Source organism: Bradyrhizobium sp. SBR1B (assembly GCF_014198205.1).
Lineage (GTDB): Bacteria > Pseudomonadota > Alphaproteobacteria > Rhizobiales > Xanthobacteraceae > Bradyrhizobium.
Map to the genome: position 1 here is coordinate 231,807 of NZ_JACIHC010000006.1, position 25,827 is coordinate 257,633.

19 protein-coding genes are annotated in these 25,827 nt (G+C 66.0%); 7 read left to right on the forward strand and 12 right to left on the reverse strand.

Translation table 11 applies throughout. The annotated features are described in order from the left end of the window. The first annotated feature begins 78 nt into the window (after window positions 1-78). On the forward strand, window positions 79-1,452 hold the full coding sequence (locus GGD61_RS18325; RefSeq protein WP_092256459.1) for a cation-efflux pump: 1,374 nt from the start codon (window positions 79-81) through the stop codon (window positions 1,450-1,452). Window positions 1,453-1,678: 226 nt separating this feature from the next. Further along, a complete protein-coding gene (locus GGD61_RS18330; RefSeq protein ID WP_092256462.1) occupies window positions 1,679-4,009 on the forward strand; it encodes a PAS domain-containing sensor histidine kinase in 2,331 nt (776 codons plus the stop codon). Window positions 4,010-4,012: 3 nt separating this feature from the next. On the opposite strand, the gene GGD61_RS18335 is transcribed toward GGD61_RS18330, so the two are convergent. Continuing rightward, a complete protein-coding gene (locus GGD61_RS18335; protein ID WP_018315839.1) occupies window positions 4,013-4,906 on the reverse strand; it encodes a LysR family transcriptional regulator in 894 nt (297 codons plus the stop codon). Between the two features lie 225 nt (window positions 4,907-5,131). On the opposite strand from GGD61_RS18335, the gene GGD61_RS18340 reads away from it, so the two are divergent. The 5 genes from GGD61_RS18340 to GGD61_RS18360 are packed head-to-tail and all read left to right on the forward strand — an operon-like array spanning window position 5,132 to window position 11,109. Then, a complete protein-coding gene (locus GGD61_RS18340) occupies window positions 5,132-5,608 on the forward strand; it encodes a formate dehydrogenase subunit gamma (RefSeq protein WP_183230978.1) in 477 nt (158 codons plus the stop codon). Then, window positions 5,605-7,161, forward strand: coding sequence for an NADH-quinone oxidoreductase subunit NuoF (locus GGD61_RS18345; RefSeq protein ID WP_092256465.1), 1,557 nt, complete (start codon window positions 5,605-5,607; stop codon window positions 7,159-7,161). Before GGD61_RS18340 ends, GGD61_RS18345 begins: the two co-directional genes overlap by 4 nt. A 10-nt stretch (window positions 7,162-7,171) precedes the next feature. Continuing rightward, window positions 7,172-10,057, forward strand: a complete 2,886-nt coding sequence (gene fdhF, locus GGD61_RS18350; RefSeq protein WP_092256468.1) for a formate dehydrogenase subunit alpha — start codon at window positions 7,172-7,174, stop codon at window positions 10,055-10,057. Window positions 10,058-10,061: 4 nt separating this feature from the next. After that, window positions 10,062-10,889: a formate dehydrogenase accessory sulfurtransferase FdhD gene (fdhD, locus tag GGD61_RS18355; RefSeq protein WP_018315835.1), complete on the forward strand. Its 828-nt coding sequence runs from the start codon at window positions 10,062-10,064 to the stop codon at window positions 10,887-10,889. After that, window positions 10,879-11,109: a formate dehydrogenase subunit delta gene (locus GGD61_RS18360; protein WP_018315834.1), complete on the forward strand. Its 231-nt coding sequence runs from the start codon at window positions 10,879-10,881 to the stop codon at window positions 11,107-11,109. Before fdhD ends, GGD61_RS18360 begins: the two co-directional genes overlap by 11 nt. Here GGD61_RS18360 and GGD61_RS18365 read toward each other — a convergent pair. The 11 genes from GGD61_RS18365 to GGD61_RS18415 form a co-directional block, all read right to left on the reverse strand. After that, complete coding sequence (locus GGD61_RS18365) at window positions 11,069-14,053, reverse strand: bifunctional [glutamine synthetase] adenylyltransferase/[glutamine synthetase]-adenylyl-L-tyrosine phosphorylase (RefSeq protein ID WP_183230979.1); 2,985 nt, start codon at window positions 14,051-14,053, stop codon at window positions 11,069-11,071. The two genes, GGD61_RS18360 and GGD61_RS18365, sit on opposite strands and share 41 nt — an antisense overlap. Then, on the reverse strand, window positions 14,050-15,510 hold the full coding sequence (locus GGD61_RS18370) for an ATP-binding protein (protein ID WP_092256474.1): 1,461 nt from the start codon (window positions 15,508-15,510) through the stop codon (window positions 14,050-14,052). The genes GGD61_RS18365 and GGD61_RS18370 overlap by 4 nt, the downstream gene beginning before the upstream one ends. Further along, entirely contained in the window at window positions 15,494-16,174 is a 681-nt protein-coding gene (locus tag GGD61_RS18375; protein WP_038947105.1) for a response regulator transcription factor, read from the reverse strand. The genes GGD61_RS18370 and GGD61_RS18375 overlap by 17 nt, the downstream gene beginning before the upstream one ends. 274 nt (window positions 16,175-16,448) lie before the next feature. Next, on the reverse strand, window positions 16,449-18,026 hold the full coding sequence (locus GGD61_RS18380) for a Do family serine endopeptidase (RefSeq protein WP_092256476.1): 1,578 nt from the start codon (window positions 18,024-18,026) through the stop codon (window positions 16,449-16,451). Window positions 18,027-18,247: 221 nt separating this feature from the next. Then, window positions 18,248-19,591 carry a methyl-accepting chemotaxis protein gene (locus GGD61_RS18385; protein WP_183230980.1) on the reverse strand — a complete coding sequence of 448 codons (1,344 nt, stop codon included), beginning with the start codon at window positions 19,589-19,591 and terminating at the stop codon, window positions 18,248-18,250. Window positions 19,592-19,696: 105 nt separating this feature from the next. Continuing rightward, window positions 19,697-20,179 carry a cytochrome c-type biogenesis protein gene (locus tag GGD61_RS18390; protein ID WP_092256481.1) on the reverse strand — a complete coding sequence of 161 codons (483 nt, stop codon included), beginning with the start codon at window positions 20,177-20,179 and terminating at the stop codon, window positions 19,697-19,699. A gap of 4 nt (window positions 20,180-20,183) precedes the next feature. After that, window positions 20,184-22,166, reverse strand: a complete 1,983-nt coding sequence (locus tag GGD61_RS18395; RefSeq protein ID WP_018315827.1) for a heme lyase CcmF/NrfE family subunit — start codon at window positions 22,164-22,166, stop codon at window positions 20,184-20,186. Next, complete coding sequence (gene ccmE, locus GGD61_RS18400) at window positions 22,163-22,690, reverse strand: cytochrome c maturation protein CcmE (RefSeq protein ID WP_028143008.1); 528 nt, start codon at window positions 22,688-22,690, stop codon at window positions 22,163-22,165. Before ccmE ends, GGD61_RS18395 begins: the two co-directional genes overlap by 4 nt. 37 nt (window positions 22,691-22,727) lie before the next feature. Further along, the gene (gene ccmI / locus GGD61_RS18405) at window positions 22,728-23,837 is read right to left on the reverse strand and encodes a c-type cytochrome biogenesis protein CcmI (RefSeq protein ID WP_092256895.1); all 1,110 of its coding nucleotides are present in this window, start codon (window positions 23,835-23,837) and stop codon (window positions 22,728-22,730) included. A gap of 131 nt (window positions 23,838-23,968) precedes the next feature. Beyond that, window positions 23,969-24,238, reverse strand: a complete 270-nt coding sequence (locus GGD61_RS18410; protein ID WP_028143006.1) for a hypothetical protein — start codon at window positions 24,236-24,238, stop codon at window positions 23,969-23,971. A 100-nt stretch (window positions 24,239-24,338) separates the two neighbouring features. Further along, window positions 24,339-25,739, reverse strand: coding sequence for a hypothetical protein (locus GGD61_RS18415; RefSeq protein WP_092256484.1), 1,401 nt, complete (start codon window positions 25,737-25,739; stop codon window positions 24,339-24,341). Between the last annotated feature and the right edge of the window lie 88 nt (window positions 25,740-25,827).

Consider the following 25,827-nt stretch of genomic DNA (forward strand, 5'->3'; position numbering starts at 1 on the left):
ATCGCTCCTGCAAATCACTAGCGACAACAGCTGTGGATCGCCGCTTGATGTTCACCCCCGGGCTGCTAAATCCCCGCCATGACCTCCCAGCACAACAAAACCTCGGTCGCCGCGATCTCGATCTTCGCCAGCGGCGGCATGGCGGCGGCCAAGTTCGCGGTCGGCATCGCGATCGGCTCCCTCGCGCTGATCTCCGAGGCGCTGCACTCCTCGATCGACCTGGTCGCGACCATCATCACCTGGGCGGTGGTGCGGGTGTCGGACAAGCCGGCCGATGAGGAGCACCATTACGGCCACGGCAAGCTGGAGAGCGTCTCTGCGCTCGGCGTTACTGCCCTGCTCTACGTGCTCGCCGGCGGCATCCTGGTCGAGGCCTACAGCCGGCTGCGCGAGGGAACACCGCCGCCGACCATTTCGGCCGTGCCCTTCGTCGTGCTGGTGATCGACATCGTCGTCAATCTCTGGCGCGCCCGCGCCCTGCATCGCGCCGCGCGCGAGACCAGGAGCCAGGCGCTCGCCGCCGACGCGCTGCATTTCGCCTCCGACGTGATGGGCTCCTTCGCCGTGATCATCGGCCTGATCCTCGCCGCCCTCGGCTTCTGGTGGGGCGATGCCGCGGCGGCCGCCGCGGTCGCCGTGATGATCGCAGCTCTCGGCCTGCGCATGGCCGGCTCGACCGTGCAGACGCTGGTCGACCGCGCCCCGGAGGGCGCGCAGGAGAAGGCTACGGCCGCGATCCGAAGCGTCCCGGGCGTGATCGACGTGGAGCGGCTGCGGGTGCGCATGGTCGGGGCGACCACGTTCATCGACACCATCGTCAAGGTGCCGCGGACCTATCCGATCGACCGCGTCGAGGACATCAAGCACAACGCGCAAGCCGCCGTCGCCAAGGCGTTCGGCGACACCGACCTCTCCTTCACCGCCGTTCCCGTCGCACGCGACAACGAGACCGTGCGCGACCGCATCATGGTCATCGCGCGCAATTCGGGCCTCGCCGTCCACCACGTCACGGTGCACGATCTCGGCGCCAAGCTGATCGTCAGCATCGACCTCGAGGTCGACGCCGGGATGCAGTTAGAGGCCGCCCACGAAGTCGCCAACACGCTGGAGCGCAACATCCAGGAGGAGTTCGGCGAGGACGTCGAGGTCGACGTCCACATCGAGCCGCTGGAACCGGAACTGCCGTTCGGGGTCGATGCCGCGCCGGAACGCGTCCAGGCCATCGCCGCCGCGCTGACCGAATATGCCGCCGGCGGCGAGATCCACGACATCCATAATGTGCGCGTCCGCAACACCGACGCCGGCGAGATCGTCAATTTCCACTGCCGCGCCGCGCCGTCGATGAGCGTGATCAAGGTGCACGAGCACGTCGACGCCATCGAGCGCGCGCTGCGGCGCGCGTTCCCGAGCGTGAAGCGCGTGATCAGCCACGCCGAACCGCCGCGTGCGTGACGGAGAGCGTGCGAGGAGTCACACGTTCTCGTTTCGGACTCCTCGCGCCCGTGCGTTTGCGGACGCGCGATGCGCAAACTGCGCGTGGGATAAGAATAATTTCGCGTTAACGATTCATTGACTCTCGACACCCCGCGAAAACTGGATTCAAATCGCTGTGATTCGGAAGCGATGTGGGGCTGCCTCCGAACTTCAGTTGCAAGCAGGTTTTTAGGGGGCCGAAGGCATGTCGCGTGCAGACGCCGCGAACGCGTGCGTCCAATCCGATTCGATCAAGGGATTGGCGCAATCGATCGCGAAACCTGCCTATCATCGGCTCTTGATTGCAGAGCCGGCGCTTCGTCGCGCCGTGCCGACGCTCATCATCGCGTTCCTGATCACGATCTGCCTCGGCGCGTTCGTGCAGGTCGTCGATCAGACGCGTCAGAAGCGGCTGGTGATCCGGCACGACATCTCGGCGCTGGCCGACCTGCTCGCCGAACGCATCGACCGCCTGACCTCCGCCCGTCAGGAGCGGCTCAAGAACATCGAGAGCCTGCCGGCGCTGTTGCCGGATATGATCCCGTCCTGGGGCACGGCCTCGGGCCGCCACGTCATCGTCACCTCGGCCGGCGTCGATCGCCGTCTCCTCGCCCGCGTTCCGGTCGACAGTGACCCTTCCGGCAACGACCGCCTGCTCGATGCCATCACGACCGCACAATTGCTCGCAGCGCCGACGCGCGACGGCAACGTCTCCGACATGACGCTGCCGAGCGGCAATGCCGCGATGGCGACCTCGCGGCAGATCAAGTCGCTGCCCGGCTTCGTCACCGTGATCCAGGAGCGCAACGAGCCGATCTGGGGCTCGGACGCCGCGCTCTCGGTGACGCTGTCGGCGACCACCGGATTCGTCGTCCTGATCCTGGGCTTCGCCTTCCACTGGCAGTCCACCCGCGCCCGCGAAGGCGACCTCATCAACGACGCCGTGCGCGGCCGGATCGACACCGCGCTCAACCGCGGCCGTTGCGGCCTGTGGGACTGGGACCTGTCGCGCGGCCGGATCTTCTGGTCGCAGTCGATGTTCTCGATGCTGGGCCTCGATGGCCGCAACGAGCTCCTCACCTTCGGCGAGGTCAACGCGCTGGTGAAGTCCGACGACATCGACCTGTTCGCGATCGCCGACCAGCTCATCTCCGAGAAGATCGACCACATCGACCAGACCTTCCGGATGCAGCATGTCGACGGCCACTGGATCTGGCTCCGCGTTCGCTGCGAGAAGACGCGCGGGGCGACCGATTCCAGCGTGCACCTGATCGGGATCGCCGTCGACATCACCGAACAGAAGAGCCTCGCCGAGAGGACCGTGGAAGCCGACCTCCGTCTGCGCGACGCGATCGAGACCATCCCGGAAGCCTTCGTGCTGTGGGACGCGAGCGACCGCCTCGTGCTCTGCAACTCGCACTTCCAGCGCCTGCACAAGCTGCCCGACACCGCCGTGATCCCCGGCACCTCCTACGAGACCGTGCTCGAGGTCGGCCGCATGCCGGAGGTGCGCACCCGCCACAACGAGACCGCTGCCCAAGGCCCCGGCGCGCGCACCTTCGAGGCGCAGCTCGACGATGGCAGCTGGCTGCACATCAGCGAGCGCCGCACCAAGGACGGCGGCTACGTCTCGGTCGGCACCGACATCACCCGCATCAAGGAGCACGAGCAGAAGCTGGTCGACAACGATCTGCGCCTGCGCGCCACCGTCATCGACCTGAAGCGCTCGCAGGCGGCCCTGGAGCGCCAGGCGGTCGAGCTTGCCGACCTCGCCGAGAAGTACCAACGCGAGAAGACCCGCGCCGAGGAAGCCAACCAGACCAAGTCGAAATTCCTCGCCAATATGAGCCACGAGCTGCGCACGCCGCTCAACGCCATCATCGGCTTCTCCGAGATCATGGGCTCGGGCATGTTCGGCGAGCTCGGCAGCGAAAAGTACCAGGAATACTGCCAGGACATTCTGACCAGCGGCCACTATCTGCTCGAGGTCATCAACGACATCCTCGACATGTCCAAGATCGAGGCGGGTCGCATGAAGCTCGACATGGAAGAGCTCGACCTGTCGCGGACGCTGGCGGAATCCTTACGGGTCGTCACCGGCCGGGCTCAGGACAAGCACATTACGCTCGATGCCGACATCGCAAAATCCATCTCCGTCGTTGCCGACCGCCGCGCCACCAAGCAGATCATCGTCAACCTGCTCTCCAACGCCGTGAAATTCACGCCGGACGGCGGACGCGTCGTGGTGCGCAGCCGGCAACTCGACGACCGGATCGTGCTGATGATCGCCGACACCGGCATCGGCATCGCGCCGCATTCGCTGGCGCGGCTTGGCCGCCCGTTCGAGCAGGTGGAGAGCCAGCTCACCAAGACCTATCACGGCTCGGGCCTCGGCCTTGCGATCGCCCGCTCGCTGGCGCAGCTCCACGGCGGCTCGATGCGGCTGCGCTCCAAGATCGAGGTCGGCACCGTCGTCCGCGTGACCCTGCCGCGCGACGCGATCAAGGCGGCGTCTGGGATTTCGGCGGCGGCGTGATCCCTACAGCTGCAGCGACGGCGCGACTTCCCGCGCGACATTGACCAGCGCTGCGATCAGCGGCGTCATCGGATCGCGCTGCGGGATCACCATGCCGATGCTGTAATTGACGTCGGGATCGGTGATCGGGATCGAGCGCACCGTGTCGGACAGGCCGAGCGTCTCGGCGAGCTTGGCCGGCATCACGCTCGCCCAGCGCCCCGTCTTCACATGCGTGAACAGCACCAGCAGCGAATTCGAGGTCAGCGTCGGCGTCGCCTCCGCGCCGACCGAACGCAGCGCGCGGTCGATGATGCGGCGGTTCTGCATGTCGGGCGTCAGCAAGCATAGCGGCACCTGCCCGACCTCCTTCCAGGTTACCGTCTCGCGATCGCCAAACATTCCGTCCGGCGACGTCAGCAAACGATAGCTCTCGTTGTAGAGCGGAATGGTCCGCACCTTGCCGATCGGCTCGTTCTCGATATAGGTCAGCCCCGCATCGACCTCGAGATTTTCGAGCAATCCCAGCACCTCCGATGAGGTCGTTGAGCGGATGCTGAAACGCACCTCGGGATGCCTTGCGCGAAATGGCGTCGTCAGCGCGGCGACCATGCCGAGCACGGTCGGGATCGCCGCGATGCGGATCTCGCCGGAGAGCTGATGCTTCAGCCCGTTGATCTCGTCACGCATCGCGCGGGCATCACCCACGATCCGCCGCGCCCAGTCGAGCGCCCGCTCGCCTTCCGGGGTGAACCCCTGGAAACGGGAGCCGCGCTGCACCAGCATCACGCCGAGAATCTCCTCGAGCTGCTTGAGCCCGGTCGACATCGTCGGTTGCGTCACGCCGCAGACCTCCGCCGCGCGTCCGAAATGCCGCTCCTTCGCCAGCGCCAGCAATAGTTCAAGTTTGTCGATCAACCGGCCGTCCCCTCGAATTCCATCGTGGCATGCAAGCTAGCACGCCGGGCCTGCGCCAACACGCAAAAACCGGCAGCCGATCCAACTTCCATTACCAATTCGTATCGGTCGATTGCGGTTGCAAATCGATCCGAATTCGCAATCGCAGCACGGGACAGCTTTATTGATCTTCGAATGATTCCAACTAGTTTGCGCCCAAGGAAACGCTCTGGTTGAGAACGAAGAATGACAGCGGTTTTTGAGCCTTGGAACGAGACGCGCGGCGCCGAAATCATCGCCGAGCACGCCAACCAGGAGGGCGCGACGCTCGTCATCTTGCACGCGCTGCAGGAGGCGTTCGGCTACGTGCCGGAGGCCGCCATTCCCATGGTCGCGCAGGCGCTCAACCTGTCGCGCGCCGAAGTCCACGGCGTATTCACGTTCTATCATGATTTCCGCCACAAGCCGGGCGGCCGCCACGTGCTGAAGCTCTGCCGCGCGGAGGCTTGCCAGGCCGCGGGCGGCGATGCCTTGGCGGCGCGCGCCGAAGCAAAACTCGGCGTGTCGCTCGGCAACACGACGGCCGACGATCGTGTCACGCTGGAGCCGATCTACTGCCTCGGCCTGTGCGCCACCGCCCCGTCCGCAATGCTCGACGGCCGCCTCATCGGCAGGCTCGATCAGAAGCGCCTTGATGCGTTGATTGTGGAGGCACAGCGATGAGCTTGCGTCTGTTCGTCTCACGCGACGCCGGCGCGATCGCCGTTGGTGCTGATCAGGTTGCGCTGGCGCTTGAGCAGGCAGCAGCCGGGCGCGGAATTGCAGTCGAGATCGTCAGGACCGGCTCGCGCGGCATGTACTGGCTGGAGCCGCTGGTCGAGGTGGCGACGCCACAGGGCCGGATCGCTTTCGGCCCGGTTACTGAAGCCGATGTGCCCTCCCTGCTCGACGCGCTCGCGAGCAACACGCCACATCTGCTGCGGTTGGGGGCGACCGACGAGATTCCTTGGTTGAAGCGCCAGACCCGCCTCACCTTCGCCCGTTGCGGCGTGATCGACCCGCGTTCGCTCGACGACTACCGCGCCCATGGCGGCTACAAGGGGCTGGAGCGCGCGCTGTCACTCGGCTCGGATGCGATCCTCAACGAAGTCACGGCCTCGGGCCTGCGCGGCCGCGGTGGCGCCGGCTTCCCGACCGGCATCAAATGGAAGACGGTCACGCAGGCCAAGGCCGACCGTAAGTTCATCGTCTGCAACGCCGACGAAGGCGACAGCGGCACTTTCGCCGACCGCATGATCATGGAAGGCGATCCCTTCCTGGTGATCGAGGGCATGACCATCGCCGGCATCACCGTCGGCGCGACCAAGGGCTACATCTACATCCGCAGCGAATATCCGCATGCGGTCGAAGCGATGAACGCTGCGATCCGGGCTGCCAAGCGCGGCGGTTATCTCGGCGACAAGATCGGCGGATCCACCCACAGCTTCGACCTCGAAGTCCGGGTCGGCGCCGGTGCTTACGTCTGCGGCGAGGAAACTTCGCTGCTGGAGAGCCTCGAAGGCCGCCGCGGCATCGTGCGGGCCAAGCCGCCGCTGCCGGCGCATCACGGCCTGTTCGGCAAGCCGACCGTCATCAACAACGTGCTGTCGTTCGCGGCCGTCCCCTTCATCCTCGCCGAGGGTGCCAATGCCTATGCGGATTTCGGCATGGGCCGCTCGCGCGGCACGATGCCGATCCAGCTCGCCGGCAACATCCGCTATGGCGGGCTGTATGAAACCGCTTTCGGCGTGACGCTCGGCGAGCTCGTCGACGACATCGGTGGCGGCACGTTCACGGGCCGGCCGGTCCGCGCCGTGCAGGTCGGCGGTCCGTTAGGGGCCTATTTCCCCCGTGCCCTGTTCGACACGCCGTTCGACTACGAGGCCTTCGCAGCGCGCGATGGCCTGATCGGCCATGGCGGCATCGTCGTGTTCGACGACAGCGTCGACATGCGCAGGCAGGCGCGCTTTGCCATGGAATTCTGCGCCGTCGAATCCTGCGGCAAGTGCACGCCGTGCCGGATCGGCTCGACCCGCGGCGTCGAGACCATCGAGAAGATCATCAACGGCGAGCGCGTCCATGAAAACATCGCGCTGGTCGAGGACCTCTGCAACACCATGAAATTCGGCTCGCTCTGCGCACTCGGCGGCTTCACGCCCTACCCCGTGCTCAGCGCATTGAAGCACTTCCGGGAGGATTTCATTCCGGCGCCGACCACGCTTCAGGCCGCGGAATAGGAGAACGACAATGTCTCTGATCGAAGAAATCGACTTCGGCACGCCGGCTTCCAAATCGGAAACGATGGTAACGCTGACCATCGACGGCAATGAGGTCACGGTGCCCGAGGGCACTTCGATCATGCGGGCCGCGATGGACGCGGGCCACCAGATCCCAAAACTCTGCGCCACCGACATGGTCGACGCGTTCGGCTCCTGCCGTCTCTGCCTCGTCGAGATCGAGGGCCGCGCCGGCACGCCGGCATCCTGCACCACGCCGGTGATGCCCGGCCTCGTCGTCCATACCCAGAGCGAGCGGCTGAAGAAGCTTCGCAAGGGCGTGATGGAGCTCTACATCTCCGACCATCCGCTCGATTGCCTCACCTGCGGTGCCAATGGCGATTGCGAGTTGCAGGACATGGCCGGCGCCGTGGGCCTACGCGACGTGCGCTACGGCTATGAGGGCGAAAACCACGTCTTCGCCAAGACACCTGGCAAAAGCCACGGCTGCGACAACGACCATTGGATGCCGAAGGACGAGTCCAATCCCTATTTCACCTATGATCCCTCCAAGTGCATCGTCTGCTCGCGCTGCGTCCGCGCTTGCGAGGAGGTGCAAGGCACCTTCGCGCTGACCATCTCCGGCCGTGGCTTCGACAGCCGCGTCTCGCCGGGCATGAGCGAAAGCTTCCTCGGCTCGGAATGCGTCTCCTGCGGCGCCTGCGTGCAGGCCTGCCCGACCGCAACGCTGACCGAAAAGTCGGTGATCGAAATCGGCCAGCCCGAGCACTCCGTCGTCACCACCTGCGCCTATTGCGGCGTCGGCTGCACCTTCAAGGCCGAGATGCGCGGCGAGGAAGTCGTGCGCATGGTGCCGTACAAGGACGGCAAGGCCAATCGCGGCCATTCCTGCGTCAAGGGCCGCTTCGCCTGGGGCTACACCAACCACGGCGAACGCATCCTCAATCCGATGATCCGTGAACGGATCGAGGATCCCTGGCGCGAAGTGTCCTGGGGCGAGGCGTTCTCGTTCGCGGCCGCCAAGATGCGCGGCATCCAGAAGACATACGGCCGCGATGCCATCGGCGGCATTACCTCATCCCGCTGCACCAATGAAGAGACCTATCTGGTGCAGAAGCTGATCCGCGCCGGCTTCGGCAACAACAATGTCGACACCTGCGCCCGCGTCTGCCACTCGCCGACCGGCTATGGCCTTGCCACCACCTTCGGCACTTCCGCAGGCACGCAGGATTTCGACTCGGTCGAGGACACCGACGTCGTCCTTGTGATCGGTGCCAATCCGGCCTCCGCTCATCCGGTGTTCGCGTCCCGCCTGAAGAAGCGGCTGCGCCAGGGTGCCAAGCTGATCGTGATCGATCCGCGCCGCACCGAGATGGTGGAATCGCCGCATGTGAAGGCGCTGCACCTGCCCCTGATGCCCGGCACCAACGTCGCAGTCATGACCGCGCTGGCGCATGTCATCGTCACCGAGGGCCTCGTCAACGAAGCCTTCGTGCGCGAGCGTTGCGACTGGAGCGAGTTCGAGGAATGGGCGGCCTTTGTCGCGCAGCCCAAGAACAGCCCGGAAGCCACCGCCATCCTCACCGGCGTCAATCCGAAGGATCTGCGCGAAGCCGCCCGCACCTACGCCACCGGCGGCAACGGCGCGATCTATTACGGCCTCGGCGTCACCGAGCACAGCCAGGGCTCGACCACGGTGATCGCGATCGCGAACCTTGCGATGGTCACGGGCAATATCGGCCGTCCCGGCGTCGGCGTGAACCCGCTACGCGGCCAGAACAACGTGCAGGGCTCCTGCGACATGGGCTCGTTCCCGCACGAGCTGCCCGGCTATCGCCACATCTCCGGCGACGCAGTGCGCGATCAGTTCGAGGCGCTGTGGAACGTCAAGCTCAACCCCGAGCCCGGCCTGCGCATTCCCAACATGTTCGATGCCGCGGTCGAGGGCACCTTCATGGGGATCTACGTGCAGGGCGAGGACATTCTGCAGTCCGATCCCAACACCAAGCACGTGGTGGCTGCACTGTCCGCGATGGAATGCGTCATCGTCCACGACCTCTTCCTCAACGAGACCGCGAACTACGCCCATGTCTTCCTGCCCGGCTCGAGCTTCCTCGAGAAGGACGGCACCTTCACCAATGCTGAGCGCCGCATCCAGCGCGTGCGCAAGGTGATGACCCCGAAGAACGGCATGGCCGACTGGGAGGTCACCATCGGCCTTGCCAAGGCGATGGGTTTCGAGATGAACTACAGCCATCCTTCCGAGATCATGGACGAGATCGCGGCGCTGACGCCGACCTTCTCCGGCGTCTCCTACGCCAAGCTCGACGAGCTCGGCTCGGTGCAGTGGCCCTGCAACGAGAAGGCGCCGGAGGGCACGCCGGTGATGCATATCGACGGCTTCGTCCGCGGCAAGGGCAAGTTCGTCGTCACCGAATATGTCGCGACCGACGAGCGCACCGGCCCGCGTTATCCGCTGCTGCTCACGACCGGCCGCATCCTCAGCCAGTACAATGTCGGCGCGCAGACGAGGCGCACCGAGAACGTGGTTTGGCATGCCGAGGACCGGTTGGAGATTCATCCGCACGATGCCGAACAGCGCGGCGTGCGCGACGGCGACTGGGTGCGGCTGAAGAGCCGCGCCGGCGAGACCACGCTGCGTGCGGAGATCACCGATCGCGTGGCGCCCGGCGTCGTCTACACCACCTTCCACCATCCGGACACGCAGGCCAACGTCATCACGACCGACTATTCGGACTGGGCGACCAACTGCCCCGAATACAAGGTGACGGCGGTCGAGGTCTCGCCCTCGAACGGCCCGTCCGACTGGCAGAAGGCCTATGACGCCCAGGCGCGCCAATCCCGCCGCATCGCGCCGGCCGAGGCCGCGGAGTAACCGCATGCATGTAGCTGTCCAGGCGATCGATCGCGGAATCTGGCGCAACGGCGTCGCGTCCGAAGGAACGCGGTTCATTCCGGAGGAGACGCCGCTGGCTCTGACCTATAATGGCGGCACTTACGCCGTCATGATGGGAACGCCGCAGAACCTGGAAGATTTTGCGGTCGGCTTCAGCCTGAGCGAAGGCATCGTTAAATCGGTCGACGACATCCGCTCGCTCGAAATTGTTCGCCTCGACGACGGCATTGAGCTGCGGATGTGGCTGGCGTCGGATGACGCGGCACTCATCAGCGAGCGCCGCCGCCACGTCGCCGGTCCCACCGGCTGCGGCATCTGCGGTATCGAGTCCATTGCCGAAGCCGTGCGACCCGCTGCGGTCGTGCCGCAGGGGCAGAGCTTCACGCCGGAAGAAATCATGACGGCGATGCAGGCGATCGCGCCGCTGCAATCGATCAATCTGCAGACCCGCGCGGTTCATGCCGCCGCGTTCTGGTCCCCTGCCGGCCACATCGTCGCGCTGCGTGAGGATGTCGGCCGCCACAACGCGCTGGACAAGCTCGCAGGCGCCCTCGCGCGCAGCCGCACCGACGCAGGCGCCGGCATGGTGCTGCTGACGAGCCGTGTTTCGGTCGAGATGGTGCAGAAGACTGCGGCGATCGGCGCGCCGGTGATGATCGCGGTGTCCGCGCCCACCGCGCTCGCGGTGCGTACCGCGGAAGCCGCAGGCATCACGCTGATCGCCATTGCCCGCCAGGATGGGTTCGAGGTGTTTTCGCATGGTGACCGGATCGTCGGTCGCCATGCCACGGAGGTTGCCGATGTCGCCTGACCGCCTGATCTACATGGCCAACCAGATCGGCAAGTTCTTCGAGAGCCAGGGCCACGGCAAGGCCGTGCCGGGAATTGCCGAGCACATCAAGAAGTTCTGGGATCCCAGGATGAAGCGCGCGATCTTCGCCCATCTCGATGCCGGCGGCGCGGGGCTCGAGCCTGACGTCCGCGAGGCGCTCAGCTCGTTGAAGGCAACGTCCCTTCCAGCAGCGCCCTGAACACGCGCCTCACCTCGCTCTGCGTCTCCTTCACGCGCGCCTCCAGCGACGAGAAATCCGGCGCGTCGCCGGCCCGCGCCATCACGCGTTGCAGATAGGTGCCCGCGGTTTCCGGCTTGAAGCGGTCGCTGACGCACAGCCGCAGGATCTGCGTGAGGTCGTGATAGAGCCGTGCGGCCGCACGCAATATCTCGGTCTCCGATTGCGGGAGGACGCCGAGCCTGCATGCATTGTCGAGCACCTGCAACGTGCTGACGTCGAGGATCTCCGGCTTATCGTGCGCGTGCACGAGCTGGAGATATTGCGCGATGAAATCGATGTCGACCATGCCGCCAGCGGCATGTTTGAGATCCCAGCAATCGGCCTCGCCCTTCTCCTGGGCGATCGCGCGTCGCATGTCGGCGACGTCGTTGGCGGTGATTGCGGAATCGCGGCGGCGGGTCAGGACGCCGCCGATGACGCGTTCGATCCGCATCCGGAATTCGGGCGAAGCCGACACCACGCGCGCGCGCGTCAGCGCCATGTGCTCCCAGGTCCAGGCCTCGTTGGCCTGGTAATCCGCGAATGAGACGAGGCTCGAGGCCACGGGGCCGGCGCGCCCTGAAGGACGCAGCCGCATGTCGATCTCGTAGAGCACGCCATAATTGGTGCGCGTCGTGAATGCGCTGATCAGGCGCTGGGTCAGCCGCGCAAAATAATGCGCGCCCTGCAGCGATTTCGGCCCATCGGAGTCCGGATTGTCGCTGTCGAAATCGTAGAGCAGGATCAGGTCGAGATCGGACGAGGCCGTCATCTCGCGGCTGCCGAGCCGGCCCATCGCGATGATCGCGGTCTCCTGCCCCTTGATCCGGCCATGCTGGGCCGCGAAGCGGTCGGCAACGAGGCCATGCACGGTGTGGACGATTCCTTCGGCGACGTCGGCAAAGGCCGTGCTCGCCTGCTGCGCCGAGACGGTGCCGGAGAGAATGCGCGTGCCGATCAGGAACAGGCTCTCCTGCCCGAACAGGCGCAGCCGATCGAGGAACTCTTCGTATGAGCCGGCGTCCTGCACGGTCGCAGCCAACCGTCCCGACAATTCCTGCCTGTCCGGCATGGCGCCGAAGAAGCGCGGATCGATCAGGCCATCCATCAGCTGCGGCTGCCGCGCCAGCATCTCGCCGAGCCGCGGCGCCGCACCGAGCACCAGCGCGACCAGCGCGACGAGCTCGCGGTTCTGGCCGAGCAGGGTGATCAGCCGGCCGCCGCGCTGGAGCGCCCCAAGGAATTGATCGAACGCCACGACGGCGCGATCCGGCTCCTCGGCATGGGCAAGGCCGTCGATCAGAGCCGGCACGAACTCGACGAAGGCGCTGCGCGTCGCCTCATTGCGGAACACACGATAGTCGCCGGTGATCCAGTCGCGTACCGTCTGCGCGACCGCGGCAGGCTTCTTGAATCCGAGCGTCGCGAGGTGCTGGAGCAGGCGCGGATCCTCGGGACCCACACGGTAGTCGAGCGTCGGCAGCTTTGCCGTGCCGGTCGGATCGTCGCCTTCGAACAGTTTTTCGTAGTGCCCCTGCACGATCTTGAGCTGTCGCAGCAGCTCGCCCGCGAAGGCCTCGCGATCCGCATAACCGAAGAAGCGCGCAAAGCGCTCGACCGCGTCCTTGTCCTCAGGCAATGCGTGGGTCTGCTCGTCGGCGATCATCTGGAGACGATGCTCGACCCGGCGCAGGAATTCGTACGCAATGGTCAGCTCGTCACGCGCCGCAACGGTGATCCAATTGCTGGAGGCGAGAATGTCGAGCGCCTTGAGTGTCGGCCGCACCCGCAATTCCGGATGGCGGCCGCCGGCGATCAATTGCTGGGTCTGCGCGAAGAACTCGATCTCGCGGATGCCACCGCGGCCGACCTTGACGTTGTGCCCTTCCACCGCGACCTCGCTCTGGCCGCGATAGGTCTGCATCTGCCGCTTCATGTCGTGGACGTCGGCGAGGGCGGCGAAATCGAGATGCTTGCGCCAGACGAAGGGCGCGATCTCGGCGAGCAATGCCTCGCCCGCCCTGGCATCACCGGCGCAGGCACGCGCCTTGATCATCGCGGCGCGCTCCCAGGTGCGCCCTTCCCGCTCGTAATAATTCAGCGCGGCGTCACGGGAGATCGCGACCTGGGTCGAGGATGGATCGGGACGCAGGCGCAGGTCGACGCGGAACACATAGCCGTCATAGGTGCGCTGCTGCAGGATGCGCGCCATCCCCTGCGTGACCCGGACAAAGAACGGCTGCGGCTCGATGTCCGCTGCCAGCGTTGTCTCGTCGGGATCGAAGAACACGATGAGATCTATATCGCTGGAATAGTTCAGCTCGCCTGCCCCCATCTTGCCCATCGCGAGCACGATCAGGCCGCAGCCCTCCTCGGGCGCCTCGGGATTGGGCGGCGAGATCTTGCCACGTGCGGCTTCCTGCCGCAGCAGGTATTGGAGCGCCGCCTGCACCGAGGACACCGCGACATCGGTCAGCGCCGCCGTCACTCGCATCACCGGCCAGACCCCGCCGATGTCGCACAAGGCGGTCAGGAGCGCGGCCTCAGCCTTCATGCGGCGGAGCAGTCGCATCACCTCGGCCTCGTCAGGGGCCGCGAGCACCGCCCCCCTCGCCTCCGCGATGAGCGCCGTCAGATGCGCATCCGGATCGCATTCGAGCAACCGGATCAGGCGCAAGGCATCGGCGCGCACCAGATCGAACAGATAGGGCGAGAATTCCGCGATGCCGGCCAGGATGTTCCGGGCGAAGGGATGTGTCAGCAGCGTTTCGAGACGCGCCGATTGGGTCGGCTCGAGCTCGGACAGCCAGCTTTCAAGACGTCGTTCGTCGGTTGTGGAAGCGGCAATATGGGGAGCCTCCGCGAAGCGCGCGGCCAGCCTCTCACCATGCTTGTCCGCGTTTCCCGGCGCGGAGTGGTTCATGCCACCTTCTGTGGCACATCCGGTATTGGCGGAGCAACCCTGTCGCCGGCCCCGGCGCGCGCGGGCAGCGCCAGCGTTGCAACGAGACCGGGTTGGGCGTCGCCCAGCCTCAACTCGCCGCCGTGCAATGTCGCAACCGCAGAAGCGAGGCTGAGACCGAGGCCGGAGCCCGGCAGCGTGCGGCTCGCTTCCAGGCGAACGAATCGTTCGACGGCATGTGCGCGGTCGGCTTCGGGGATGCCGGGACCGCGATCGGTGACGCTGAGCAGCACCTTGTCGCCGTCGCGTCGGGCCTCGATGGTGATCGGCCTCGCGTCCATACTGACCACGGTTCCGCCGGCCTGCCCGACCGGCTTGCCGTATTTGATCGCATTCTCGACCAGATTGGCGAGCGCCTGGCTGATCAACTCGCGATTGGCGTGAACCGGCGTCGGCTCGGCCTTGACCTTCAAGGTCATGCCGTCGTCTTCGGCGAGTGGCTCGTAGAGCTCGTGGATGCCGTTGGCGACCTCGGCGGCGTCGAAATCATCCATGTTGCCGCGCGCCTGCCCTGACTCCGCGCGCGCGATCATCAGCAGCGCGTTGAAGGTGCGGATCAATCCGTCGGATTCCTCGATGGTCCGCTCCAGCGCCGCGCGGTAATCGGCTTCGCAGCCCGATTTCGCCAGCGCCTCCTCGGCGCGGTTGCGCAAGCGCGTCAGCGGCGTCTTGAGGTCGTGGGCGATGTTGTCGGAGACTTCCTTCAAGCCGGCCATCAGCGCCTCGATCCGCTCCAGCATGGCATTGAGATTTTCCGCGAGGCGGTCGAGCTCGTCGCCGCTGCGTCCCACCGGGAGACGCCCGCTGAGATCGCCGGTCATGATGCGCTGCGCGGTCCCGGTCATCGCGTCGATGCGCCTCAGCACGCGGCGCGCGACGAAGATGCCGCCGCCGAGACCGAGCACGACGACGATCAGGATCGACCATTGCGCCGCCTTGGCGACGATGCCGAACAGGCGACGCCGTTCGGCGAGGTCGCGGCCGATCAGAAGCCGGAAGCCGTTTTCCAGTTCGGTGACGCGCACGAGCGCGCGATGGTCGCGGTCGTCGGCGTCCTCGATCCGCCGGTAGGCCGTCTCCGACCAGCCCCGCGTCGCCATCACGCCGGGCGCCAGCGAGCCGACATTGCCGGCGATCGCCTGCCCCGTCGGCGTCGTCACGAGATAGAGGTTGGCGCCCGGGCGCAGCGCGCGGTATTCGATCGTGCGCACCAGGCGAAACATGCCGCCGCGGCCGTAGATCTCGTTGATTTCCGAGGTCTCGGCATTGACCGTCTGCGTGATTTCCTCGGTGATCAGCCGCCGCGTATTCCAGGCGAAATAGGCCAGCAGCGAAGCCGCGAACATCGCGAACAGCAGCAGATAGACCAGCGTCAGCCGGAACGCCGTGGTGCGGACGAGTTTACCGAATGCCGTCACGGATCATGTACCCGGCGCCGCGGATCGTATGCAGCAGCGGCCGCTCGAAGCCCTTGTCGATCTTGGAGCGCAGCCGCGAAATGTGCACGTCGATCACGTTGGTCTGCGGATCGAAATGATAGTCCCAGACGTTCTCGAGCAGCATGGTGCGCGTCACCACCTGGCCGGCATGCTTCATCAGATATTCGAGCAGGCGGAATTCGCGCGGCTGCAGCGTCAGCTCGTCCTTGCCGCGGGCGACGCGGTGGGAGAGCCGGTCGAGCTCGAGATCGCCGACGCGGTAGAGCGTGTCCTCGGCAGGCCCCCCGCGGCGGCGCGACAGCACCTCGACGCGGGCCAGCAGCTCGGCGAAGGAATAGGGTTTTGGTAGATAGTCGTCGCCGCCGGCGCGCAGGCCCTTGATGCGGTCGTCGACCTGTCCGAGCGCGGAGAGAATCAGCACCGGCGTCGTGTTGTCCTGGTCGCGCAGCGCACCGATCAGCGACAGGCCGTCGCGCTTGGGCAGCATGCGGTCGACCACCAGCACGTCGTAATCGCCGTTCTCAGCCATGGCGAGGCCTTCCTCGCCGTCGGCGGCGTGGTCGGCAATGTGTCCGACTTCGCGAAACGCCTTCACGAGGTAGTCGGCGGATTCGCGGTCGTCTTCAATGATGAGGAGGCGCATCGTGCGTTCGGCGGCGGTCAAGGAGGTCAACCTTCTCTAAACATGGCGCGAGCGGCAATCGCATGCAAGCCGAGGGGGAGACTCTGGCATCGAGAAAAAGGCGGGCGGTGAAGCTGGGGGGACTTCACCGCCCTAGGCCTTCCGACGGAGGGGGGCGTAATTCCACCGGAAGGTAGACAGGGGAAGCGAACGTTGCGCTGCTTCCCAGAAGAGCGCCGTCGGCGGGGGCGACTGATGCCGGCGACACCCTTCATCTCGTAGGCCTCCTGAAGCCTCAGCCCTTGGCGAGGGGTACCGCGACGAAGCGCGACTGGCCGCCGCTCTTCACGCGCATCAGGACGCTGTTCTTGTTGTCGGTCCGCGCCATGTTGATGGCATCGCGAACTTCGCCGGCGGTGGCCACGCTCTTGCCGCCGACTTCGAGAATCACGTCGCCTTCCTTGAAGCCGCGCTCGGCCGCGGCGCTCTTCGGATCGACTTCGGTGACCACGACGCCTTCCTTGCCGGCGCCGGCCACCGAATTGGCGGGGGCAACGGTCATGCCGAGCTTGGGCACGTCGGTGCCCTTGCTCGCACCCTTGCCGCTGTCATTGTCGTTATCGGCCTTGGCCTCGACCGTGTTCGGCAATTGGCCGAGCGTCATGTTCACGACCTTGTCCTGGCCCTTGTGCAGCACGTTGAGCTTCACGGTCGCACCGGGTGCCATGCCGCCGATGGTGCGGGCAAGCTCGCGGGCGTCCTTGACCGACTCGCCATTGACCGCCGTGATCACGTCGCCGGACTCGATGCCGGCCTTCGCGGCCGGACCGTTCGCTTGAGGCTCCGCCACCAGCGCGCCTTCGGCCTTCTTCATGCCGAGGCTCTCGGCGATGTCGGAGGTGACAGGCTGAATCTGCACGCCGATCCAGCCGCGGCTGACTGAGCCCTTGTCCTTGAGCTGGGCGACCACGCTCTTCACCGTGCTCGCGGGAATCGAGAACGCGATGCCGACGCTGCCGCCCGAGGGCGAGTAGATGGCGGTGTTGACGCCCATCACTTCGCCGTTGGTGTCGAAAGCGGGACCGCCGGAATTGCCCTTGTTCACGGGCGCGTCGATCTGGATGAAATCGTCGTACGGACCGTTGCCGATGTCGCGGCCGCTCGCCGAGACGATGCCCGCGGTCACGGTGCCACCGAGGCCGAACGGATTGCCGACCGCGAGCACCCAGTCGCCGATCCGCGGCTTGGCGTCGGCGAGCTTGGCGAACGGGAAGTTCGAGCTGCCCTCGACCTTGATCAAAGCGAGGTCGGTGCGCTGGTCGGTGCCGATCACCTTGGCGGTGTAGGTCTTGCCGTCATCGGTGGTGACCTCGACCTTGTCGGCGCCGTCGACCACGTGGTTGTTGGTCACGGCAAAGCCGTCAGCCGAGATGAAGAAGCCCGAGCCCTGACCCTGCACGACGCGGCCACGGCCGCCCTTCAGGCCCGGGAAACCATCCGGACCGCCGAAGCGGCGGAAGAAGCGCTCCATCGGCGAGCCCGGCTGGAACGGCGAGGAGGAATCATCGCCGTCGTCGTTGCTCGCGGTCTTCTCCTTGATGTTGACCTTCACCGAGATCACCGACGGCTTCACACGCTCGACGATGTCGGCGAAACCGACCGGGCGTTCGACCTTGCGGACCTCGTTGTTGACCTGCGCATGCGCCGGGGTCGAGAACAGGTCGGCCGGCGAGGTCGAGGGGCTGAAGCCATAGACGGCCGCGCCGAGACCGGCGACGACCGAGGCCATCAGCGCGAACTTGCGCGCGGAAAACACCGACCGGCGCGGCTGCCGGTAGGACGGAAGGTTCGAGAGGTCGGGACGGTCGGTCATGCGGAGATCTCCAGGGCCTTGAAATCCATTTGGTGCCCGATGGCGGCACCTTACGGTCCTGAAGATGGGGGCTCCCGCCTTACCGTGCGCTGGCGGCGGGGTTAAACTTTTGTAATGAAGGGCCAGGTCCGATGCGGCAGTTCAGCGCAGACCGAAAATTGTGGCCTCACAGGAACTTAACCGAGTTCCCGTGATGGCGTCGCAAGCGCGTTTTGGCGCGCTCAGCTTGCCCTGACGCTGACGATGAACTCGTCGACCTCGCGCTTCAGGGTCGCGGCCTGCTGCGACAGGTCGACCGCGGAATCCCGCGCCTCGGCGGCCATGCGGCCGGTCTGTGCGGAGGTCGAGGTGATCTGGACGATATGGTTGGAGACGTCGAGGGTTCCGTGCGCGGCGTTCTGGGCGCTGCGCGTGATCTCCTGCGTGGCGTTGCGCTGCTGGGCGGTATCGACCTCGATGCCGGACATGATGGACGAGATCTCCGACAGCGTCTTGGAAATGCCGTCGATCGCGCCGCGCGTCTCCGCGGTGATGCCCTGAATGCTGGCGACATGAGAGGTGATCTCCTCCGTCGCCTTGCTGGTCTGGTGCGCCAGATTCTTCACCTCGGAGGCGACCACCGCAAACCCCTTGCCGGCCTCCCCTGCCCGCGCCGCCTCGATGGTGGCGTTCAGCGCCAGCAGATTGGTCTGCGATGCGATCGCCTGCACGAGCTGCACGACCTCGCCGATCTTGTCGGCGGCATCCGACAGCGTGTGGATGGTGTCGCGGCTCTTCTCCGCCTGGGACGCCGCGCCCTCGGCGCGCTGGGTCGCGTCGGTGACGCGGCGGCTGATCGTGCCGATCGAGTTCGTCATTTCCTCGGCAGAACCTGCGACCGTCTGCACGCTGGCGCTGGCCTGGCTCGCCGCGCTCGCGACTGCATTGGCCTTGGTGCTGGTGTCGTTGGCGGTCCGCGACAGCGTCTCGGCGTTGCTCTTCAGATGCACGGCCGATGAGGCCACGCTGTCGACGACGCTGGCGACGAGATCGTTGAAGCGCTTGATCCGGTCGTCCAGGAATTTCGATCGCTCGGCCTGGTGCTGGGCTTCGCGCAGCTGCTGCTCGGTGAGATGGCGCCGCTCGAGCCCGTTGGTCTTGAAGACCTCCAGCGCACCGGCGAGCAAGCCGATCTCGTTGGTGCGGCCAAGCCCCGGAACCGATGTCTGGAATTTCTGGTCGGCGACCTCGCGCATGGCGTGCACGATCGCGGCCAGCGGACTGAGGATGCCGTTGCGCACGGCGAACCAGGTGGTGAAGCAGATCGCGACGGCGACGACGGCGATCACGCCGCAGGCCATCAGGAAATAGGAGAACGCAGTCTGCGCCTGCTGGTAGATCTGCATGGCGTGGTCGCGCGCGGGGCCGCTCAGCGCGGCGAAGTCCGCCGACAGGCTGGTGATCTCGTTGTTGAGATAGAGCACCGCGATGAAGCCGGTGCCGCCGCCGATGCCCAGCAGAAACAATAATGCAGCGACGACGGCGCCGACCAGGAAGCGGATCGTCAGATTGCTGTTCGCGAACATCGGGGGACTCAAAGGCTGGAATCGAATCTTGCGACAAGCTTCCAGACAAAGGTCAACAGAGCATGAAACAAGCTGCGCCAAGCGGCCTAAGTATCATTACGTAGCCTAGGACGACTTCGCATCATCGGACATCAACGCGGCGAGCCGCGCCTGTTCGTCGGCAGTGAGCGGCGGAGCAGGTACGTCTGCACCACTGCGCGCACGACGCCGGATTTGCAGCCAAAGCGCCACGCCGCCGCCGATCAGCAGCAGCGGCCCGAGCAGCCACAGCAGCAGGGTCTGACGTTCGAAGCGTGGTTTCAGCAGCACGAACTCGCCATAGCGCGCGACCAGGAAGTCGAGCACCTGCGAGTTGCTGTCGCCGGCGCCGATGCGCTCGCGCACCAGGAGCCGCAGGTCGCGCGCCAGCGGCGCATCGGAATCATCGATCGACTGGTTCTGGCAGACCATGCAGCGCAGCTCGCGCGACAGCTCCCGCGCGCGGGCTTCCTTGGCGGGATCCGGCATGATCTCGTCGGGCTGCACGGCGTAGGCCGCCGGCAAGGCCAGCAGCATCAGCAGGACGAACGCGGCCATCATCCGGCGCATCGGATCACTCCGCCGGCTGGAGGCGCTGCTTGGCCCGCGCCGGCTTCGGCGCGCCGACCCGCAGCCGCCGGTCGGACAGCGACAGCACGCCACCGAACGCCATCAGCACCGGCCCCCACCAGATCAGCAGCACCAGCGGCTTGTGATAGATCCGCACGGCGATGGCGCCCTCGGCATTGGCCTCGCCGAGCGAAATGTAGAGCTGGCTCGCGCCGCGCGTCAGTAGCGCGGCCTCGGTGGTCGAGGAGCCGCGGGTGGTGAAGCTGCGCTTGGAGGGCGTCATGACGCTGAGCGGCTTGCCATCGAGGCCGACGTTGAACTCGGCGATCATCTCGCGGTAATTCGGGCCCTGACGCTGCAGCAATCCGTCGAGCTTCACGTCGAAGCCGGCGATGTGGGCGACGTCGTTCTGCTTCATGGTCGCGATATATTCGCTATTCCAGGTGGTTTCGCAGACGATCCCGATCAGCGCGACGCCGAGGCCGGCATGCGCGAACGCCGTGCCCCAGGCCGAGCGCGGCATGCCGCGCGCCCGGTGCAGCACCGTTGCGAACGGCAGCCGCACGAAGCCGGTCCGTTCGACGATGTCGGTGACCGCGCCGCCGATGACGAAGATGCCAAGCCCGATCGCGAGCGGCGCCAGCGTGCTGCCCCCGCTGGCCCAGCCCCAGGCGATGGCGACGGCGACGAGCCCGGCAACGCCCGCAGCTAGCAGGCGCTGCGTCACGCCGAGCAGATCGCCGCGCTTCCACGCCAGCATCGGCCCGAACGGCACGGCAAGCAGCAACAGGGTAAACAGCGGCGCGAAGGTGAGATTGTAGAAGGGCGCACCGACCGACATCTTGAAGTCGGCGAGCATTTCCATCGCGAGCGGATAGAGCGTGCCGAACAGCACGACCGCGCAGGCGACCGTGAGCAGCAAATTGTTCAGCACCAGCGCACCCTCGCGCGAGATCGGCGCGAACAGGCCGCCCTGCTTCAACGACGTGGCGCGGCCCGCGAACAGGGCCAGGCTGCCGCCGATGAACAGGCAGAGGATCAGCAGGATGAACACGCCACGGGTGGGATCGGTGGCGAAGGCGTGCACCGAGGTGATGACGCCCGAGCGCACCAGGAAGGTGCCGAGCAGTGACAGCGAGAAGGTCAGGATCGAGAGCAGGATGGTCCAGACCTTCAGCGCGTTGCGCTTCTCCATCACCAGGGCCGAATGCAGCAGCGCGGTACCGGAGAGCCACGGCATCAGCGAGGCGTTCTCGACCGGATCCCAGAACCACCAGCCGCCCCAGCCGAGCTCGTAATAGGCCCAGTACGAGCCCATGGCGATGCCGAGCGTCAGGAATATCCAGGCGACCAGCGTCCACGGACGCACCCAGCGCGCCCAGGCCGCATCGATCCGGCCCTCCATCAGCGCCGCGATTGCGAAGGAGAACGAGATCGAAAAGCCGACATAACCGAGATAGAGCATCGGCGGATGCACGGCGAGCCCGATGTCCTGGAGCACCGGATTGAGATCGCGGCCCTCGACCGGCGGGGTGGCGATGCGCAGGAACGGGTTCGATGTCACGAGGATGAAGAGGTAGAAGGCGCTGGCGACCCACGCCTGCACGGCGAGCACGTGCGCGCGCAGCGACAGCGGCAGATTGTTGCCGAACGCGGCGACCAGTCCGCCGAACAGCGCGAGGATCGACACCCACAACAGCATCGAGCCTTCATGGTTTCCCCACACGCCGGTGATCTTGTAGAGCAGCGGCTTCATCGAGTGGGAATTCTCGTAGACGTTGGCGACGGAGAAGTCCGAGTTCACGTGCAGCATCACGAGAGCGACGAACGAGGCACCGACGAACAGCAGCTGCGCCAGCGCCGTGGAGCGCGCCACATTCATCAGCGCGACATCGTTCAGGCGTGCGCCGATCAGCGGCACAATCGACTGGATCAATGCGAGCCCAAGCGCCAGCACTAGCGCGTAATGTCCGGATTCTGCGATCACCGCATTGCTCCCTGCGGGTTGCCCTGCGCGGTCGTCGCCGCGGGCTTGCCCGCGTCAGACGTCTTGCCGCTGTCAGACGGCTTGCCGCCGTAATCGTCCTTCCAGTGCCCCTGCTTCTTCAGGGCGTCGGCGACGTCCTTGGGCATGTAGGTCTCGTCGTGCTTGGCAAGCACCGTATCGGCCTTGAACACGCCATGGGCGTCGAGCGCGCCTTCAGCGACGACGCCCTGCCCCTCGCGGAACAGGTCGGGCAGGATGCCCTTGTAGGCGACCGGCAGCTTGGCATTGCCGTCGGCAACCTCGAAGGTCACCGCGAGATTGTCGCCGCGCTGGAGCGAGCCGGGCTGCACCAGTCCACCGAGGCGAAACCGCTTGCCTGGCTCGACGTGCTTCTCGGCGACCATGGTCGGCGTCGAGAAGAACACGATGGAGTCGCGAAGTGCGTTGAGCACCAGCGCGGCCGCGAGCGCGAGCACGGCGAGCGAGCCGCCGATGATGGTCATACGTCGCTGCTTGCGCGTCATGGCGTATCCGTTCTCCGCTTCGCTCGTCCCGACATCGTCATCCGCCGAGCCCGAGAGTCCTGAGGCCTTCGTTGAGCTGGCGCAGCCGCTCGGCGTCGCTGGCAACCGCCTGCCGGGCATCGGCCGATGCCCCCATGGCTTTGTCCCGCTCGCCCATCACGAGATAGGCACGCACCAGGCGCAACCATCCATCGACGTCGTCGCCGTTCTGCTTCAACCGGGTAGCCAGACGATCGACCATGCCGCGCACCATCGCGTTGCGATCGCCTTCGGCCATATCCTTGGAAGCGGCGATCGTCTCGTCCGACAGAGCCGGCATCGTCCCGCCACCGACCCGCGCCAGCGAGGATTGCACCAGGGCACGCCACGGCGCATCCGCGGGCGCTTTCACAAGCAGCGCGCGCCAGATCGTGGCTGCATCGCCCTTGCGACCATCCTGCTCGGCGGCAAGGCCCAGGAAGTAGTTCGCCTTGGGATCGTCCGCGTTCAGGGCCTGCGCACGCTCGAACTCCGCCTTGGCCTCGACGGTCACTACACCGCCGGCGGCAGCCGAGATCGCTTCGCCGAGATCGGACCGGCGCTCCGCGCTCTCGCCATTATAGGTGAGCGAGTTGCGATAGGCACGCACCGCATCGTCGAAACGGCCGAGCCGCTCCAGCACCGGCGCGAGCACATTCCAGCCGCGCCCGTCGGTCGGATTCTTCTCCAGATGCTGCTGGACCTGCACGACGAGATTCTCGAGCGACTGCGCAACGCCGGACCCGGATCCGCGCTCGCGCTGCGCCAGGGGAAAGTCCTGAAGCCGGGGCGAGCCGAGTGGCATATAAATGCCGATCGCAACGAGCGGCAGGCCCGCGAGCGCCAGCACGGCCGCCGCGCGGCGCCATTTGAGATTCGATTTCGGCGCCATGGCTGGCTCGCTGGCGGCCGCAGCGAGCAGCCTGCGGCTGATCTCGACGCGCGCAGCCTCGGCGTCCGGCGCGGGAATCAAGCCTGCGGCGAGATCACGCTCGATCTCGGCCAATTGGTCCTTGTAAACCGCGACCTCGCTGCCCTGGTCTTGCGCGCGTCCATTGCGGCCAAGCGGCCAGAGCACGGCGAAAATCGCCGCGACCGTCATCAGCGCGAACACGAACCATAGCGTCATCTGGCAAGCTTCCGGCAGCGCACGAACCGCGCCCATAGGTGGCTTTACACCACGGCCGGACGATGCGGCAATTGACAATTGTCAATTTGGCGCGACCGCGCGCGGTCTCGAAACGGTGAAAATCCAACGGCTTAGCCGATCTCGAAGTCCGTACTTTGCGCGGCGTCCTCACCGTGGCCGTTGAAGGCCCTCAGGAAGTATGTTCCCGGCTTGACTGCGTCCGGCAATCTGATGCGCAGCGCTCCGACCGGAACCGGGGATGCAACCCTCGTGATTGTCTCGGAGAGTTGCCGACCGCTTGCCTTCTCGACCAGCACCACTTTGGCACCGACCATCAGTCTCTGATACTTGGCAACAATGATGCGGTTCTCGATTTCGATGGAGCTGATAACGGGTTTCATGCGCCCACAAATAGAAGTTCCCCGGACTTGCACGGGGACCGTACGGCGCACCACCGGTACCGTCAACCACAAATTGTGATCACGAAAATATGCGCTTAGGTTAGCTCGCGCGCGACGATTTGCGCTCGCCGGTCGCTGCGTTCTCCGCGGCCCGGCTCATCAACGAGGCGTAATCATCGCCAAACAGCACCTGGCAGAAGCGAATCGCGGCCTGCACCTGCTGCTGCCGATAGGTGCGGACCTTGTGATCGGCGGCGCGCAGCGACTGCACCAGCTGCTCGGTCGAACGTTCGACATATTGCTGGAGGTCGGAATAGGTGCGCAGCGTCACCTCGTTGATCGCAAGCTCGCTCGCATAATTGCGGCAGGTCGCGACGAAATCGATCAGCGCCGCCGTTTCCTCCACCTCGGTGCTGTCGATCCGCGCACCCGGCGGAATGTCTTTCTCGGGGCGCTGGCGCAGGATGCGGCGAACGCGGCCGGGAACGCTGTCGATCTCGGATTGCAGCGCATTGGAGATGTCGGCCCGGATCGAGGTCAGTTGCTTGCCCCAGGCGGAATCGTTGCGCAGGTCGAGCTCGGTGCGCAGGCCGCGCACGCCGTCGTGCAACGCCTTGAGGTTGCCGGCAACATTGTCGAAATGGCTGCGCTTGATGTCCATGCGCAGGGTGGCGGCAACACAGGACAGGTCGTGCAGCGCAATCGTGACGGCAACGCCGTAAGGCGTCGCCGCGACGCGGATCTCGTCGTCGGACGCGGCAATCTTGATGGCGAGGCGGATGATCTGCCACGGGGCCGTCATCCGCTGCACCACGATCGACAGCGCGAAGGGCAGCATCTGCGGGGTCTGCAGTACCGGAATGTTGAGCGCCGACGTCACCGAGGCGATCTGGGGATCGCCGAAAGCGCGCAAGGTGCGCGGCAGCTTCTCGTTCAAGCCGGCGATGGCCTCCCGGACCTGAAGCACCGCTCCGATCGAATAGAGGTCCTCGATCACGTTGGGCGCGCCGACCCGGGCCAGCGCGCGCGACTTGTCGCCGCCGCCGGGACCGGTCAGCTCGAAAATGGCATCCGCAGCCACCCCCTGGAGCTTCTGCGCGAGGGCCTCGACCTGCCCCGCACTATCGGGGGGCATCCGCGCCAGCGCGGCCTCGAATTCGTTCACCTTGCCCGGTGCGCCGTCGCGGCCGAGCCATTGCCAGATCGGCTGGAGCGAGGTGCGGCGGATCTGGCCGACTCGCAGCGGGACGCCAGCCTCGATCAGGAACGGTTCCAACGCTTGGAACAGCAGCCGCGACAGATCGTCCGTGCGCGGCGGCGGGGCTTCATCGGCTTCGGACTTGCGGACGATCTTGCGCAACTGCTCGAGCACCAGGGTCGCGACAGCCGTGTCCTGGCCGCGCTCCAGCGCGCGCTCGAACTCCCGCATCAGCAGCGCCTGCGCCTGCGGCGGGAGCTGCGCGAGATATTCCCTCAGCCGCTCGATCGATGTCTGGCTCATGCGCCCGGGTAATGCACGGTAAAATGGCGGACATGGGATGGGTCCGGCGCGATCATAGGAGGCCCCCACTTAAGAAGCCGTTTAGGAC